Raw genomic sequence first — 17619 nt, 5'->3', positions numbered from 1 at the left:
CTGTTGATACCCTTTTGGTCTGGTGTGGGCGAAGCGCCACGACGTTAATCCAAACTGAGTTTGGAAATACTTAAAGAAAACCTGCGATTTATAACTAGTATGGGCGAAGCGCCACAACTATATCTAGTCAACTCAAACTGGCTCCTTCAATTGAGCATTTTCATACTCTACAGGTGACAGAACTCCATTACTTAAATGAAGCCGATTCAAGTTGTAATACTTCATGTAAGCAGCATTGTCCTGCTCATCACACCTAAAAGCATCATCACCAAGAGTCAGCATCAAAACGAGCCACTCTGGCTTCAGCCTCTGTACAGCCAGTGCTTTGTATCAACTCAGCCAAGGTGGTACTCGGGCGTTCGGTGAGCAGGCGCACTAGTTTCACGGCTAACGGTTCTAACTTGTCACTATGTTCAAGCAGTGCGATATTGATCTTTTTTATCAGGTGGGCAAACTCAGTATTAGCTTGCCCATGTAACTGCGCAGCAAAGGACTGAATATTGACGGCATCACCCACCAGCTGCCAGTTGCGTGAACGGCGCACTCGCTTAAGCTCGCAGCCATACTGCTTTGCCATATCTTTAGCTTGCTTGGCTGCGCTGCCACCGATGCGATGAAAAAGCGAAGGCAGTGCAATGGTGATACCTTCATTCATAAGAGGATTTGTGAACATTTACTCAGGCGGTTTAATCTATGGTAAATCATAACTCGATATAAGCCCTGTAATTAATAAAATCCTCATATTAAGGATTTTACTAAGTTAACGGTAATAACAGTCAACTGGCTATCAGCCACAAAACGCCACATTGCTGTGACGTTATGATACCTAGATAAAGAAACAACAGTTACTGAGCTCGCTACAAAAGATAAAAAATGAGGCAACATAAATCAAATGCTGCCTCTTACTGCAATATTTACCCTAAGAGCCTGTTAACTATGGCACAATTTTAAACGATGGGTTTGCTTGGGTTAGCGACTTAGCGAGTTTTTGAATTACTGTCTGATCGCCTTGTAAACTGGCTTGCTTGGTTTTCAGTAATCCCGCGATGCTCACCTGCTGTAAACTAAACTTATCAACATCTTCTTTGTTGATGGTAAAGGTTGCATCTGCAGCGCTCTTTTTAGTCACTTTGATGTTGTTGAGGTTACCGTTACTCATTTCAACATAGTAAGTTTCGTTAATATCAGGCAGTACGATATTCATGGTAAAGCTATTGTGTTGGGCAACACTGGCATCAACTTGCACTGCCAGATAATCTAAAATCATCCCCATGTCCATTTCACTGATCACATCAGCAGAATTGCCTTTTAACACTGTTTCTTGAATGCCATGGCGCAGTTCATAAGCACCACTTAAATACACGTTGCGCCAGCCCGCGCCTTCACTTTGATAGCCCAGTTGCTCGTAGGTATCAGCCAGTAAGTCGCGGCCTTGTTGTAGCTCAGGGCAAGCGGTTACGACTTTATTCATTGCCGTGGCAACAAAATTATATTCGCCTTTATCAAAGTCGCCCTGCGCTTTGGTTAACACCGCTTTACAGCCTCCCATGTACTCAACAAACTTAGCCGCTTCAGCTTGGGTTGGCAGTGGGTTAAGGTTTGCCGGATTCATATCAAAATAGCCAAGATATAAGTTATATACTGCTCTGGCATTATGGCTGTAGGTACCGTGGTACCCATTGGTATGCCATGCACTTTGAATGGTTTCTGGGATCAGGTTTTGGATCTCCCAGCCAATGTCTTGCATCACTACGCCGTTATTGGCTAAACGCAGCGACTGATTATGAACAAAGCCATAGTTGTCTCGTTGCAGTTTAAGAAAATCATTTAAATCTTCATTGCCCCAAATCGGCGCTGAGTGCGCAGCAAATAACACATCCGCTTCAGCACCAAACTCAGTGATCACCTCATTAATTTTCTTTGACCACAGTAGCGCATCTCTGGTTTTCGCACCGCGTAAGGTGTAAATGTTATGCATGCCTTTATAGGTCAGCTCTGCTGCCCAAATGGCGTTCATACTTGGAATATAGGCCACAGCTTCTGAGGTCGCCTCTGTACCAGACGCATTCATGAAAATAAATTCAAGTCCATCAATAGTCCAAGACTCAATATCAGCTTTATGATTAGTTTCAATTGGTTTGACGTAGCTTAGCTCGCCTTTAGTGACCGCATTTGATAGCGCTGCATCAACAATACCGGTTTCACCAATTGGCAATACGGTGCCATATTGATAAGACACGCGGCGTGACATGGCATTACCCGCTAGCACGTTTTCATCAACTATTTCTTTGGTGATGTTTTTAGAGCCATAAGCCACTACATCAGGGAACATTTTTTGAATACCACGCGCGCCGCCAAAATGATCGCCATGGGAGTGGGAATAGATCATCGCTACCACAGGTAAATCGCCGTCTTCTGGTAAGTTGTTTAACGCAAAACGAAGCGATGCTTCAGCAGCCTCTGGGGTCGTTAACGGATCTAAAATAATCCAGCCTGTTTCACCTCTAACAAGGCTCATATTGGCAAGGTCGGTGCCGCGTACCTGAAAGATTTTATCTGAGACTTGATACAAGCCTGCCGCTTCATGGTTCACTTGTCCTTGACGCCATAATGATGGATTCACCGTATCAGGGGTTTTACCTTCTAAAAATCGATAGTCATTCCAAATGATGGCTGCGGTCGTTTCATCAAATTCGGCGATTAAGCCTTTACGGGTTTCTTCAAAACCCTTGGTATTGTTAAAGTCTAAGGTTTTGGCAAAAGCTTTATTGGCTGCAATCGTCGCTTTGGTGGCTGGCTTTCCTTGGTATTCGAATGTGGTAGTAAGCGCATGCTCATCAGTGCCTGCGCTATGGTCATAATCGTGCGCCACGACAGCTGAAGAACATACAGACAAAATTACTGTAGTAATAATTGATTTTTTCATAAACACCTCGGTTTAAAGTAAAGCCAGATATCAGTTTAAGGGGACTAAATATCATCAATAGGTGTATTATATATAAGCTGTGACAACGATGAATAAGCTACAAGTGATGTTAAACATAAGCCTGACTTATATTAAAGAGGCCGTAATATGGATTTGAATCTGCTAAACACCTTCATGAAAGTGTATGAATTACAGTCATACACTAAAGCTGCCGAGCATTTTAATATCAGTCAGGCGGCGGTGAGTATGCGCATAAAACAACTTGAAGCCGATATCGCTAATACGTTATTTATCCGCAAAGGCCGCTCTATTGAGCCTACTGCCCATGCCAATTACATGATGACTAAACTCGCGCCAGCGTCAGATTTAGTTTATGAAGCCCTATTTAAAGTCGGCCATAAAATTTATGCCCCTGATTTATTGGTTTATGACTTAGCCAGCCTCGACATTGACGTGTATACCCCACCGCTGAATCAAGAGCAGATTTTTACTGATATCAGAAATCGAAAGGTCGACTTGGTATTAGACTTTGTCACCATTAACGACCCAAGCGTGGTGAGTGAAAAGGTATCTGAAGAAGAAGTGATGGTTGCCGTAAGACAAGATCATCCTCGGATTGTAGACTCAATCACTGAACAAGAGTTTTATAATGAGCGCCATGTATCCATCAATGTCAGGCGCGAAAAGTCGAACTTATTTATGCTATTAAGTGACGCGCCAAAACCCAGAGATATTGCTCATGAGGCCACTTCGCTAGTCTCGCAGCTTGCCTATGTTGCCCATACTGATGCCATATCCATCACCCCGAAACGATTTACTTCGATTGCAGCAAAACTTGGCGTAAAGCTACTTGCTTGCCCAATGAAAATGAATAAAGCGCCCATCTCGATGCTTTATCATCGATCATTTTTACATAATGATGAGCATAAAAAATTAAGGCAAAAAGTGAAAAATAAAATTAGCCTTCGCAATTAAGGTTAAGCAACTGATTTTTTTATTTGAATGTTGAGATAACAAGATAGTTACCCCCAAAAAATATGCTGCCCAATAATGTTAAGGACAACTAATGACCGTTTGTGTAAACACCACCAAATTAATCTGTTTTTTATTATTACTAACTAGTCAAAGCTATGGCTATGCCTCCTCGTTATTAGGTAATACAGCGCCTAAAAAAGTCAGCATTACAACTACATCAATAGCAAGGTTAATCAAGGACACCATAGATGATTCACCTCAGCCATTTAGTGGCAGCGTCATTTTACTAGAAAATGGTAAGCCACTGCTCAAGTTACAAAAAGGCAAAGAAATTACCCAAGGTTCTAGCTTTGTTATAGCATCTCTTTCTAAACAAATTACCGCCACTTTGATTCTGCAAGCTGTCGATGCTGGTCAGCTAGACTTAAAGGGTTCACTGAATAGTTATCTTTTTGATGAGGCTGCCCCTAATCAACCCAAACAGCACAACAGTATTGAGTCGAGCTCAATCGAAAAAACTCATTTTGATCCTAAACGATATAACGAAACAATTACCATACATCACCTCCTTAGTCACACCTCTGGAGTTGACAAGTTAGGCCAGCCCAATAAATTTGAACCTGGCAGTCAATTTCAATACTCTAACTTTGGTTATTCTCTTTTAGGGCAACTACTCGAACAGGTAAACCAACAATCATTTGCTCAACAGATTGTGCAGTTTTCACAAGATAATAAGCTAAACGAACTTTATGCAGAAGTGGGCAGTATTGATAGTATTCGACGACAAGTGACTTCACTGGCTGTCGGCCTAAATGAATCAGATGTTCTCACAGCTTCAAACCTAGTGATTGACGAAGCGCTTCTCCCTGCAGGAGGGTTAATTGCATCCACAACAGCTTTTGCCTCATTTCAACATAAATTACATTCTGGTCAGTTTATCAGCCCCAAAAGCTATGAACTTATGACACAGTCTCATACCAAGATAAAATTTTTATGGCCAGACATGAGTTATGGCTACGGGCTTAGGATCAATAAAGAAGATGGCATCTTAGAGTACAGCCATACTGGCTACTTATCTGGATACATGTCGATGTCACTCCACTACCCAGAATTTAATTTAGATTTGGTCATGTTAGAAAACATATCTTTAAATCTAAATGATTTCAGCCGCGTCTTCGAACTTCACACCCAGATACGACAAGCTATTCGTCACAATTTATCCCTCAACAAACCATAACGCCCCAGTCAATAAAGTGAAGCACTCAAATTAACTCATCGATATTAACCAGCCAAACTGCTTGGCTGGTTAATCTTCTTAGCAAGCAAACGCACTAAATTATGCGAACTAACCCTTACCAACTCACCCCAAAACCACTAGCTCAAGCTTTTAGCCAAGTCCTCCACTACATTCAGCGCATTCGCTAACTGTGCATTAGATAAATAAGGCGCGGGGCCAAAACGTAACTGATTGCCGCGACTGTCACATAAGATGCCTTGGTTCCCCAGCGCCACAACCCACTGATTGGCTTTGGCGGTGGTTAAAGACAAAAATCCAGCATTATCAATGATGTTATGTGACGGCAAAGCTAAAACGTCACGGCTTAAGCCCATAGTTTCAATCCCTTGCCATAAAACGCTAATTTGTTGCTGACTTATCGCCCTCAGCTTGATGTCAGTAAGCTTATGTTGCTCAAAAAAATCAAACACTTCAGCGGCGCGGTAATGGCTGGCGGGATCATAAGTCGAGCCTGCAAAAGCGCTTTGACCCGGGCCATAACCCACTTTCCCCGGTACGTGATCAAGTACCTCAAATTCCGCATACCAGCCAGTGATAATCGGGCTGCCCTGATACTCTGCAGGAATGCGCAGCATGCAATTGCCCTCACCTGCCTGACAATATTTGTAGCCACCAGCAACGATAAATGCCGAGGTGAGCTGCCATGCATCGAGATTAAATGGCAGCACATTAAGGGCATGATAGGCATCAACCAAACAAGGGATGTTTAAATCTTGTGCCGCTTTTGCCACCAAGCCAACGTCGTTAAATATCTCACTGGTGCCAAAAAATACTGCTGATAACATTACGGCATCGGTATCGCTATCAAGCTTGTTGATGATGCGCTCAGCTAAAGTGTCACTTGGCTGCACCTCAACCACTTCAATATCAACATTGATGTCTTTTAAACGGCTCAGCTGGCGCCTCAAGGAGTGAAATTCACCATCTGTAGTGACAATCTTAATCGGGCGTTTAAGGGGCTGTTTAAAGCAATGCAAGTCGGACAAAAAGCGTAAGATCAGTTCATGGGTTGAAGCGCCTAAGGCAATTTGCGCTTGGGGCTCACCCAATAAACCACGGTAAAAGTCACGCACCCGGTCAGCTTTTTCAAAGGCTAGTGACCATTTTTCATCTATGTGTTTTGCGGCATCATCAAAGCACTTTACTAAGCCCAGCTTTGCTACATCAGGCCAGGCTTGATGAGAGTGGCCCGACAATAAAATACGCTCGCTCACCTTAAAGCTTTGATAGTGAGTTTGTAGTGTTAGCGCAAAATCCTGATCCATGCTTGCTCTCCAAAACCGATTATTTTTATTGGTAATCTTGTGTTATTTGTAACTGATACTATTACTGATATCGCTACTGATATTGCTGCCCGCGCTCGTACTTGTGCTAGCAGGGTTGTAAATATAGTAGTAAACCCGTAATCAAATTTACAGATGGGTGCGTAACTCAAACAGCTCAGGGAAAAAGCTAATATCCAGGGCTTTTTTCAAGAAGCCCACCCCAGATGAGCCGCCCGTACCCATTTTATTGCCAATTATGCGCTGCACGGTATACATATGCTTAAAGCGCCACTGCTGAAAACTGTCTTCGATATCAATTAACTTTTCGGCGAGTTCATACAGTTGAAAGTGCTCGTCGGCATTTTGGTAGACGTTTAGCCATGCATTTAACACTGAATCATTACGCTCATAGGGCTGGCTAAAATCACGATTTAACTGCAATGCTTCAATATGTAAACCACGCTCATGCAATACTTTTAAAGTGACATCATACAAACTAGGCGCTTCGAGAATTTGCGTTAACTCTTGATGCACCACAGGATCGCTTTCATGCACTTTTAGTAAAGAGGCGTTCTTGTTACCCAATAAAAACTCCAACTTACGATAACCATAAGACTGAAATCCCGATGAGTGGCCTAAAGAATCTCGAAATTTAAGGTAATCCACAGGGGTAAGTGTTGAAAGAATATTCCACGACTGAGTTAACTGGTTAAAAATCTGTTTGACCCGAGAAATCACTTTAAAAGCATGACCAAAATCGCCCTGCTGGATATTGGTAATCGCCACACTGAGTTCATGCCCTGCTAGCTTTAGCCACAATTCACTGGATTGATGGATAACAATAAACAACATCTCATCATGTTGATCTGATAATGGCTGCTGCGCCGACAACACTTGATTTAACTGTAGATAATCGCCATAGGACATATCATCTTTAAAGTCGGTGTGAATATCCTCTTCCATCGCCCGATAGTTACTGTGGGGACAACTCATGTTTATCGCTCCGGTTATTATTTTTATGCCTCAAAAACGATTTATTTAATCACGAACACTGCCTCAAGTCAGTGAGGACTGAATATTAACGTCATGCCTTACTGTACGCCTGAGTTAACACTGACGTTACAAGTGCCGATAACAAAACTGACAGCTCAACCGATAACTAAACCAACAGCCATTGTCCAAAAGCCAGTTAATTGATCAAAAAAACAGAGATGATTAACTGAATCAATCTTGACAAAGCACACATAACACACATATCTTTACAGTATAAAGTTTACACCATAAGGATTGCTTTTTAACTTTGCCTTACTCGTTCGAGCCTTATCTGTTCAAAGGGACACAAGGGATTTATACCGCAAGTCGATATAACAAATTGATACTAACAATGGAGCTGAAACCACAATGACAGATTTTGATGCGATTGTAATTGGAGCAGGGAACGCTGGCTTAACCGCAGCAACCACCTTGCAAAGAGGCGGAGCAAGAACATTATTGCTCGAACGCCATAATATTCCTGGAGGTTGTGCCACCTCTTTTGTGCGCGGTAATTTTGAATTTGAAGTGGCTCTGCACCAACTTAGCGGCATGGGCACTGAGCAAAATCCGTTTATCATGCGTCAAATATTCACTGAACTGGGCATCATGGATCAACTTGATGTGGTTGAAGAGCGCGAGCTGTATCGCTTTGTGATGCCATCAGCTAACGGCGCTAAGCCTGAAATTGATATTACTTTGCCAGCACATTGGAAAGCGCTGGGTAAAACACTGGTGAGTCACTATCCAGAAGAAGCAGACAATATTGGCCAGTTTTTAGATTTATGTGCAGGCCTTGCCATGGAATGCTTTATGGTCATGCCTAAAGTAAGGCATTCAAATGATGAAGCAGTTTTAAAAGCAAGCTGCCCGTTATTTGTGAAGTACGGCTTAAGGCCAGCCAAAGAATTACTGGATCAATTTTTTACCAATAAAGATCTTAAAGCCGTTATCGCCGCCTACTGGTGCTATCTGGGTTTACCGCCAAAAGACTTCCCGTTTCGTGACTTGGCAGTGATGCTATATGCCTACGCATCATTCAAACCTTGTCATATTAAAGGCGGCTCACAAGCTATTTCTAGCGCCTTATTGGAATCATTCCTTAATGCGGGTGGTGAGGTTCGTTTTAACTGCGGCGCTGACAAAATTATTACTGATAAAAACCAAGTTGTTGGGGTTAAAACTGAGCACAATGAGATATTTACTTGTAAGCAAGTTATCTCCAATACCAGCCCATTACACACCTTCAATGAACTGCTGGATATCCCAACGCCGAAACAAGCCGCATTTGATATGAAGTCGCGCCGTATTGGCACCTCTGCTTTTGTGCTTTACCTAGGGTTAGATTGCTCCCCAAGTGATATCGGCGTGACTGCGGCATCCAACTTTATTATTGATGATCGAGATGAAGAAGTGGCTCATGAGATCATGCAATCGTTAACGCCGCCAAAACACACCATGATGACCTGCTATAACCATGATGATCCCAGTTTTGCCCCGCAAGGTAAGTCGGCATTATCTTTACTTTGTTTGCAGTATGGCGAACCTTGGCAAGCACTCAGCCCTGAAGATTATGCTCGTACCAAATACCAGTTTGCAGAAAAACTCCTTGATCACGCCGAGCGAGTATTTCCTCACATTCGTGAGCATATTGAAGAAGTAGAAGTGGCCACCCCATTAACCATGATGCGTTACTTAAATACCCCCCATGGGGCGATATATGGTTTCCAGCAAAACACCCAAGATGCCAATATATTTCGTCGCCGCGTCAGTGAAGTAGCCGGTCTCAACATAGCAGGTTGCTGGAATGGCATGGGCGGCTTCCAGCCAACCTATATGGTCGGTCAAAGCACCGCCAAAGAAGTACTAAAGCAATTATCAAAGCCTAAAGCGGCCTCGCAACCACAACAGGAGTTATCACATGCCTAATTCAGTCATCGAAAAAGAACAACGCCCCGTGGTGAATATTTTGCATGCGGTCGACGGTTACAATGAAGCGCTAGCACACCAAAAAAACTTGTATCAGGCAGGCACCGACTTTAACGAACAAAAAGGCAATGTGGCCCAAACTATCGCTCGGTTACATCCTAAAAGATTAAAGCTCACTGTCAGTGAGGTGATTGTCGATACCCCAAGCACAGTCACCTTGCGCTTAACCTCAAACACCCAAACCCTGCCGCCATTTCAGGCAGGCCAATATATTAATTTATTTGTCGATATTAACGGCACTAAAACCGCTAGACCTTACGCCATATCCTCAGCGCCCCAGCAGCGAGAATATTATGATTTAACCATCAAACGGGTTGAGGGTGGCTTTGTATCTAACTATTTACTAGATCAAGTGAAAACAGGCGATAGCTTTGAAAGCACAGGTCCCATGGGCACCTTTTACCATAACCCGCTATTTCACGGTGATGACTTAGTCTTCATTGCAGGCGGTTCAGGCATTGCCCCAGCCAGAAGTATGATCAAAGACATTGTTGCCAACACCTTAGTTGAGCGTAAGAAAAACCAAAAGCTGCATCTTATCTATACCAGCAGTTATCAAGCTGATGTGATTTTTGATGAAGAATTAAAGCAACTTGAAAAAGAGCATGATTTTTTGCGCATCAGTTGGATCATTACCCGTCCCAACGAGCAATACCAAGGGATGACAGGACGGATTAATGTTGAGCGGCTGACACAATTGTTAGGGGATGACGCTGAAAAATTATCACAGAAGATGTTCTATGTATGCGGGCCTACCAGCTTTCATGACCACTGCGCTGAGCAACTCAGGCTACTTAACGTCAAAGCCAGACGAGTACGAATAGAATGTAATGGCCCGCCTAAAAACCCACAAAACTTAGCGGGATGGCCGAGCAATGTTAACGCCTCAGATGTGATTAAGGTGACGATTAAAGGCCAAGGCAGTTTTGAAGCCAGAGTGGATGAGCCATTACTCAACAGCATGGAGCGTTATGGCTTTAGCGCCGAGAATGCCTGCCGCTCTGGTGAATGCAGCTTATGTCGAGTGAAGGTGTTAAACGGCGCGGTATTTAACCCCGCAGAAGCAAAGCTACGCTCAACCGATGAAGCTTATGGCTGGTGTCATTCTTGTGTGGCTTTTCCCTTAAGCGACATTGAAATTATGATTTAAGCTTGAAATAAACCGAGCTGGCGTCAGCTAAATATTGTTTTAAGTTAACCCCTTGCGGTAACTGAATATGGCCTTCGGTCATAAGTGCCGCCATGCCGTGTACCATAGCCCAAGCGCCAATTGCTTGGGCTTTTACTTTTTGGTTGTCTTCATTTTGTAAGGCAAAGGCGGAGCGAAGCAAATTAAATGGTCGTCTTAGTTGCTCATTTTCATTATGACTATTCTCACTATGGTTATTTTGTTCAGTCGACGAACTTGTCTTTAATGCTGGCGTTTTCATTGCTGAAGCCTCAACTTGACCAAGCATCAAACGGTATAGTTGTGGATTCGCGATGGCAAACTCTAAGTAGCTCACCCCATAAGCCAACACTAACTCTCCCGCTACCGCAGCATCATTTTTATCTAGATGTGCCGTGCAGTGTTCCATCGCATCAGCCATGAGTACAAAACCAGACTCAATAATATGACTCAGCAATTGTTTTTTGTTTTTGAAATGCGCATAAGGTGCCATATGAGAAACACCCACTTCAGCCGCTATCGCCCGCAGTGACAAGGCATTAGCGCCATCGCGTTGCAAGATAGTATTGGCTGCAGCAATCAAAGACGCCTTTAAGTCACCGTGATGATATTGTTTATCACTCATAAAACTCATACACCTTAAGTCTAATATGTTAATTATTATAATGAGGGCAACGTGAGAAATCATTAGAAATATATAATAAATCCAATATCTTGCTTTAAATTAGATGACGAGTTTTACAATAATGCTTGTACCCAATAGCCAAAAAGCCTATTTAACGATTAGCGCACTGTCACGCAGTAGTCTTTATTCCCCCTCAACAATCCGCTGACCCTTTTTTGAGATAGCAAATCCGCCAAACAACATAGGCTCTTTAAAATAACGACAATGTTATAAATTGATTTAAAATAGAACGTTAGCCTAAGACTTAAAGTGCATTAGGCTTGTCACGCCTCTTTTATTGCTTAATCGTTAAGGTTAATCATCATCCTGAAAGCGATCGGCAATTTTAATAAACTCTTCTTGAAGCGCATCAAAGGCATCTGCTATATGTGGGTCGAAATGACAGCCGCGGCCTTCTTTGATTATGCTTGTAGCCTGTTCGTGTGTAAAAGGCGGCTTGTAAACTCGACGACTAATAAGTGCATCATAACAATCGGCAATGGCCATAATCCGTGCCGACAAGGGAATATCTTCTTCAGCTAAACCTTCTGGATAGCCGCTGCCATCCCAACGCTCATGGTGACTATAAGCTATCTCTTTGGCGATGCTTAAATAGCTTGAATTTCCGTATTCATTTTCAGCGCTTTCCAGTGCTGATTTACCATATTCGGCATGCTTTTTCATTTCACTCCATTCGCCTTCATCAAGCTTGCCTGGCTTTAGTAAAACGGCATCCGGAACCCCCACTTTACCAATATCGTGTAACGGCGCTGATTTAAACAATAGGTCAATGTAAGCATCATCAATACTCGCAGAATAAGGTGAGTTTTCTCTTAAATATTCAGCTAAGGCTTTAACGTAATATTGAGTGCGACGAATATGTTTACCGGTTTCATTATCACGAGTTTCTGCTAGCGAGGCCATACAGTAAATAGCGACATCTTGGGTTCGAGATATTTCAGCCGTTCGCTCAAGCACTTTGGCTTCTAAGTCATGGTTTTGCTCTTCCAGAGCTCTATTTGCCGAAGTTAAGGCCAAATGGGTTTTAACTCGAGCTCGAATAATGGGAAGGCTAAAAGGTTTGGTGATGTAATCAACAGCACCCAATTCAAAGCCCAATATTTCTTCTTCTATTTCAGCCTTTACCGTCAAAAACATTATCGGTATGTTGCTAGTGTCAGGGTTACTTTTTAACTTTTTACATACCTCATAGCCGTCTAATCCAGGCATCAAAATATCCAGTAACACTAAATCAGGCATAAAGCCTTGGGCGATACGCTCCAGTGCTTGTTCGCCACTTTTCGCCACAGAAACATGGTATTTACTCCCCAAAACCTCGATCAATACACTAATGTAAAATGCTTCATCATCAACAATTAATATTTTATCTTTAAGATATGGTGACATGTTCAGTTTCCTGTTCAGTTTCCTGTTCTGCTTGGGCTATGACTTGGGCGATTAATTCTCTAGCATTATCAAACTCAAATTCATTGACCTGCTCGATAAGTTTCTCAATCAGATGACTATCGACCTCGCCATCGAGGGCTAATATGTTTTCTTTAGCTTGCGGATTTCCAGCTGCTAATAGCTCATCAAGCGGTGATAAAACCCTGCTTAAATTGGCTGATACTTTAAACGGCTGTCTTATGTCAGTGCTATTACTTACGGATTGATTAATCCATTGGCATTGCTCAAGCCCTGCGATTAATACCGTAAGACTATCGGTAAAAGCTTGCCACTCAGGGACATCAAAGGGGGATGGGTGACTATGCAGTTGGCTTTCTAGATTAGCCGACGCCTGCTCTAGTTGTTTAGCGCCAATATTGCCAGCAACACCTCTTAAAGTATGAACGGCTCGTATGGTTGATTTTAAATCGTCAGCATCTTGATAACTCTGCAACAAGTGCAACTGATCTTTGTGACGCTGATAAAACTCACCAATAAGTTGCGCATAAAGCTGTTGGTTGCCCCCTAATCGCTTAATACCCCAGTGCACATCAACTCCCTCTATGGGGGCAAGCGACATATTTTGCTGCCCCTGAACTTTCTGGCTTTGTTTATGGGTAAGGTAGGGGCTAAGGGCTAAATAAAGCTGATCGGGCTCAACAGGTTTAGCCAGGTGAGCGTTCATCCCAACTTGTAAGCACTTATCGCGATCCCCTTTCATCGCATGGGCGGTCATCGCAATAATCGGGAGTTGTTTTTTATCAAAACGGCTGCGGAGGATTTCGGTGGCTTCGAAACCATCCATAATCGGCATTTGTACATCCATCAAAACAACATCAAATGTCTGCTCATCAACCATTTCTATTGCTTGCTTACCATTGTCGGCTACTGCTGAGGTTAACCCCATACGCTGTAAAAATTCAGTAGCGACCTGTTGATTAATCGATTGATCTTCTACCAATAACACATGGCCCTCTAACTGCTCAATCGTATTCTTCTCTGTTGCTGGCCCCATGGGCTGCGAAGGCTCAAAGATTTTCATCAAGGTATCAAATAGCACTGACGCATTAAGCGGTTTAATTAAAAATGCATCCAGCAAATCATTTTCCACCTCATTCATCACATCTTCACGCCCGTAAGCGGTAATTAAGATTATTGACGGTTGCTTACGCAGCGGTAAGTATTTAATGCTTCGGCTAGCCTCAATGCCATTCATTTTTGGCATCTGCCAATCCATTAACACTAATTGATATGGCCGCTCATCTTCCATATTGTTGATCACGCTAAGCATTTCAATCGCTTGCGCACCACTGACTGCGGTCTCAACTTCAAAGGAAAATGACTCCAGCAGCTCTTTTAAAATTTCTCTGGCATTGTCATTATCATCAACCACAAGCACTCTCATCCCTTTAAGGGAAGCACATTCCGTAATGACTGATTTTCGACTAGAAGTGACTTTAGGCACTGCAAGATTAAGCCTAAAGCTAAAGGTGCTACCTTGATCGGGTTGACTGGTTGCAGAAATATCACCTTGCATTAATTCAACTAATTGCTTACTGATGCTCAAGCCTAAACCAGTACCACCATGGAGCCGAGTAATACTGCCATCAGCCTGAGTGAAGGCATTGAAAATACTAGTTAAATTAGCTGGTTCAATCCCTATACCTGTGTCTTTAACTGAAAATTCTATGGCTACTTGCTCGTCTGTTTGCGACAGCATTTTAGTACGCAGCAATACCTCACCTTTTTCGGTAAACTTTATCGCATTTTGGGTTAGGTTTATTAGCACTTGCTCAATGCGTAACGCATCACCAATAATTGTTTCTGGTATTTTAGGGTCTAACTCAAACTGCAGCTCAATGCCTTTATCGACGGCTTTTATCCCCAATAGGTTGGCAATGTTAGTAAATACTTCATGTAAGAGGAACTCGCTCTGTTCAATTTCGAGTTTACCCGCCTCTACTTTTGAAAAATCGAGTATGTCATTAATAATCCCCAACAAACTTAAAGACGCTCGTCTTATTTTTTCAGAATAATCCTGTTGTTTATGATTTAATTCTGTCCCTTGCAATAAATGCGTCATACCAATAATGGCATTCATGGGGGTGCGAATTTCATGGGACATATTGGCAAGAAACTGACTTTTAAAAGCGCTAGCCTGTAATGCATCACGCTTTGCCTCCTCAAGTTTTTTACTACTTTGTGTTAATTTAAGCCTTGCTTTATTAAGCTTTCTATTCCAAACAAGGGTATACAGTATCATTGGCAACAATATGCCACAGGTAATTAAGATAGCCCGCCAAATCTGATAATGATTATCCTGATGTTCAAACTGCACAGAAAACCACTTATTTTCGATAGCTTGCCGTTGCTGAGGGTCAATTCTCGCAATCGCGAGATTGACAATTTCCAACAATTCAGGCCAATCTTTGCGAATACCGATTGATTGTTTAAAGGTATAAGGCGTGGTTGCGGTCACTTTTACATTACGAATACCGAGTTCTTCTAATGTCCAAGATGAGGCATTTAAATTACCAATATAGCCATCAATTTCACCAGCGCTTAGTGCAATCAGTGCCTCTTTATTGGATGAAAATGGTACTAAATTAAATTGTGGATAATCATGTTTTAATGTCTCTTCGATGGCATAGCCTTTAACCACACCGACTTGCTTATTATCAAGATCATCAAGACTGGTCACAAAACGGGTATCTTGATGAACTAACACCATATATGGACTTTCCAAATAAGGGGTAGAAAACAGCATCTCCTCGCGCCGTTCAGGTGTGGGGGTTACAGCAGGTAAAATATCTAGCTCTCCAGCGGAAAACTCTGCCAACACTTGGGACCAGGGTTTGTTAACAGGGGAGATAAACTCTGCACCAATTAAATTTGTCAATCTGGACATCACATCTGCCGACATCCCAGAATAAACACCGTTATCATCAATAAATTCAAAAGGCGGCCAGCTGTTATCAACTCCTAGTCGCCAAGTGGGATGAGCCTCCAACCATGCATGCTGTTTTTGAGTAAAAATAAGTGGACTGCTAATTTTACTGTCTTGATTAATCCAATCAGTATGTATCTGCTGGCGTCTTGACACACTTATCGAATCGAGGGCTTTATTGAGAATGCCAAGCAAGGGCTCCCATTCAGGATCTTTATAAATGGCAAATCTTTGATGAGCGGGCGCAAACATAGGATCGCCACTAAAGGTTAAATTAGTCAGCTGCAAACTATCCATAAGCCAAGTGACAACCGCTTGATTGCCAATATACGCATCAACTGTACCGAAAGAGACCGCTTTCAATGCCTCTTCAGTTGTTGAAAAGGTCATTAGATTAATCTCGGGATGATTATTGCTAATTTCATCGACTAAATAAAAGCCTTTCTCTAATGCTAATCTCTTGCCATACAATTCTGTCAATTTGGAATATTGTTGTGCGCCAGTTTTAGAAACAATCACCTTAATCGCACTAAAATAAGGCGCACTAAACCACAGGTTTTTGGCACGGTCTGGTTTTTTTACTAATGTTGCACCTAGTTTTAAATTTCCAGAACTAACCGCAGAAAGCATATCTTGGAAACTACCAAACACTCGAGTGTCAAAGCTCACTCCTAACTGCTTTTCAAAAAGGGTTAAATAGTCATGTAAAATTCCCGAGTGCTCACCATTAGGGTCGATAAAATCTACCGGCGGCCAACGACCGTCTACGCCAATAGGAATAATCGGATGAGCAGCTAGCCATGCTTTTTCTTCTTCTGTAAGGGTAATAATTGGCTGTGTCACTAATAACGGTTCAGCTAAATTTTGATACTCCCAATGAAAACCACTCCACTTAGCAGATATCGCATCTTTTTTCTTATTATCTATTTGTTGTATGCCTGTATCTATTGTTTGCAGTAATTCAACGTTTCCCTTCTTCACTGCTGCGCGAAAAGGATGTGAATATAATGCGGATTCAATGGTTTTGAATTTAGTCGTTGCAGGTGTTTGTTTTAAATAGGTGTCAAGGTAAAGCGGCTGGCAGATAAACAGGCTTATTTCGCCATTAATTGCAGCATCAAATAATGCTTTATAGCCTTTGAAAGTCCTGATGTCGGCATTGGGGAAATATTTTTTTAGCCAATTATGATGAAAACTATTGTGGGTAACACCAATACGGTATTGTGGTATTTGTTTAATAAATTCAATACCTTGCTCTACAGTATTGGCATATAAGAAATATTCACTATGTAACAGTGGCGCAGAAAAAGACATACTTTTAGCGCGTTTTTCATTTTGAAATACCCCAGCCAACAAATCGACTTTATTCTGCGCTAACCAAGTTTGCCCTTCTGCATTAGAGCCTGGTACAAATTCAACGGCTTTACCTGTGATTTGCGACCAAGTACGCCAATAATCAATTAAAATACCAGCAGCTTGGCCTTTGTCATTAAGATATTGCAACGGAGTGCTATCAGTTCGGTAAGCAATACGCACTACTTGCTCATCATTAGGAATTGCTTCAGCTTCAGCTGCTGCCGTAAGGTGACAGAAAAAAGGACAAAAAAAACCGAGGAATAGGCAAGCTAACCTCAATTTCATTGCAAAGTGGCTTACTAAAAGTAGACGAGGCATCCTTGTGAAGCGACTCATGCTAACTCCCTGTATGAGCTTAAAATAATAAATTCCTTATGTGCTTACCTGCACTGAATTAATCTTAGCACTCAAATGGCCAGATGCAATTTTGGCGATAAAATTTCAGCATCAAAACAGTAATTAATAATTCATTTTTAAATCCTTTTATTATTTATTGAAAACAAGTCAACCTAGAGAAAGTTCGTCCCTGAAAAATGACATACCCACCAATGTAA

General features: G+C 42.2%; 11 protein-coding genes and 1 pseudogene. 4 read left to right on the top strand and 8 right to left on the bottom strand.

Features of this window, described 5'->3' with window-relative positions; all coding sequences use genetic code 11:
- Positions 1 to 132: 132 nt before the first annotated feature.
- The 3 genes and pseudogenes from BCU91_RS20195 to BCU91_RS16085 all read right to left on the bottom strand — a co-directional run.
- Positions 133 to 246 (bottom strand): annotated as a pseudogene (locus tag BCU91_RS20195) (IS3 family transposase); the annotation flags it as partial.
- A gap of 19 nt (positions 247 to 265) precedes the next feature.
- Entirely contained in the window at positions 266 to 655 is a 390-nt protein-coding gene (locus tag BCU91_RS16090; RefSeq protein WP_102531905.1) for a ribosome recycling factor family protein, read from the bottom strand.
- 279 nt (positions 656 to 934) lie between these two features.
- Positions 935 to 2926, bottom strand: coding sequence for an alkyl sulfatase dimerization domain-containing protein (locus BCU91_RS16085; protein ID WP_102531904.1), 1992 nt, complete (start codon positions 2924 to 2926; stop codon positions 935 to 937).
- Between the two features lie 147 nt (positions 2927 to 3073).
- Here BCU91_RS16085 and BCU91_RS16080 point away from each other — a divergent pair, with 147 nt between their 5' ends.
- Positions 3074 to 3901 (top strand): LysR family transcriptional regulator, encoded by an 828-nt coding sequence (locus BCU91_RS16080; protein ID WP_102531903.1) that lies wholly within the window; start codon positions 3074 to 3076, stop codon positions 3899 to 3901.
- Between the two features lie 91 nt (positions 3902 to 3992).
- The gene (locus tag BCU91_RS16075) at positions 3993 to 5138 is read left to right on the top strand and encodes a serine hydrolase domain-containing protein (protein WP_102531902.1); all 1146 of its coding nucleotides are present in this window, start codon (positions 3993 to 3995) and stop codon (positions 5136 to 5138) included.
- A 137-nt stretch (positions 5139 to 5275) separates the two neighbouring features.
- Here the strand turns inward: BCU91_RS16075 and BCU91_RS16070 are convergent, their stop codons facing one another.
- Positions 5276 to 6463 (bottom strand): kynureninase, encoded by a 1188-nt coding sequence (locus tag BCU91_RS16070; RefSeq protein ID WP_102531901.1) that lies wholly within the window; start codon positions 6461 to 6463, stop codon positions 5276 to 5278.
- Positions 6464 to 6610: 147 nt separating this feature from the next.
- Positions 6611 to 7456, bottom strand: a complete 846-nt coding sequence (gene kynA / locus BCU91_RS16065; protein WP_102476692.1) for a tryptophan 2,3-dioxygenase — start codon at positions 7454 to 7456, stop codon at positions 6611 to 6613.
- Positions 7457 to 7864: 408 nt separating this feature from the next.
- Here kynA and BCU91_RS16060 point away from each other — a divergent pair, with 408 nt between their 5' ends.
- Together BCU91_RS16060 and BCU91_RS16055 are read left to right on the top strand one after the other, a co-directional pair.
- The gene (locus BCU91_RS16060; RefSeq protein WP_102531900.1) at positions 7865 to 9424 is read left to right on the top strand and encodes an NAD(P)/FAD-dependent oxidoreductase; all 1560 of its coding nucleotides are present in this window, start codon (positions 7865 to 7867) and stop codon (positions 9422 to 9424) included.
- Positions 9417 to 10634: an FAD-binding oxidoreductase gene (locus tag BCU91_RS16055; protein WP_102531899.1), complete on the top strand. Its 1218-nt coding sequence runs from the start codon at positions 9417 to 9419 to the stop codon at positions 10632 to 10634. Before BCU91_RS16060 ends, BCU91_RS16055 begins: the two co-directional genes overlap by 8 nt.
- On the opposite strand, the gene BCU91_RS16050 is transcribed toward BCU91_RS16055, so the two are convergent.
- The 3 genes from BCU91_RS16050 to BCU91_RS16040 form a co-directional block, all read right to left on the bottom strand.
- Positions 10624 to 11277 (bottom strand): TetR/AcrR family transcriptional regulator, encoded by a 654-nt coding sequence (locus BCU91_RS16050; RefSeq protein ID WP_198589377.1) that lies wholly within the window; start codon positions 11275 to 11277, stop codon positions 10624 to 10626. The two genes, BCU91_RS16055 and BCU91_RS16050, sit on opposite strands and share 11 nt — an antisense overlap.
- Positions 11278 to 11631: 354 nt before the next feature.
- Positions 11632 to 12723 carry a two-component system response regulator gene (locus BCU91_RS16045; protein ID WP_102476690.1) on the bottom strand — a complete coding sequence of 364 codons (1092 nt, stop codon included), beginning with the start codon at positions 12721 to 12723 and terminating at the stop codon, positions 11632 to 11634.
- Positions 12707 to 17401 carry a transporter substrate-binding domain-containing protein gene (locus BCU91_RS16040; protein WP_102531898.1) on the bottom strand — a complete coding sequence of 1565 codons (4695 nt, stop codon included), beginning with the start codon at positions 17399 to 17401 and terminating at the stop codon, positions 12707 to 12709. Before BCU91_RS16040 ends, BCU91_RS16045 begins: the two co-directional genes overlap by 17 nt.
- Between the last annotated feature and the right edge of the window lie 218 nt (positions 17402 to 17619).

This window comes from Shewanella sp. 10N.286.52.B9, assembly GCF_002873635.1.
Classification (GTDB): domain Bacteria; phylum Pseudomonadota; class Gammaproteobacteria; order Enterobacterales; family Shewanellaceae; genus Shewanella.
The sequence above is the reverse complement of the archived record's forward strand: the minus strand, read 5'-3'. Positions and strand labels throughout refer to the sequence as shown.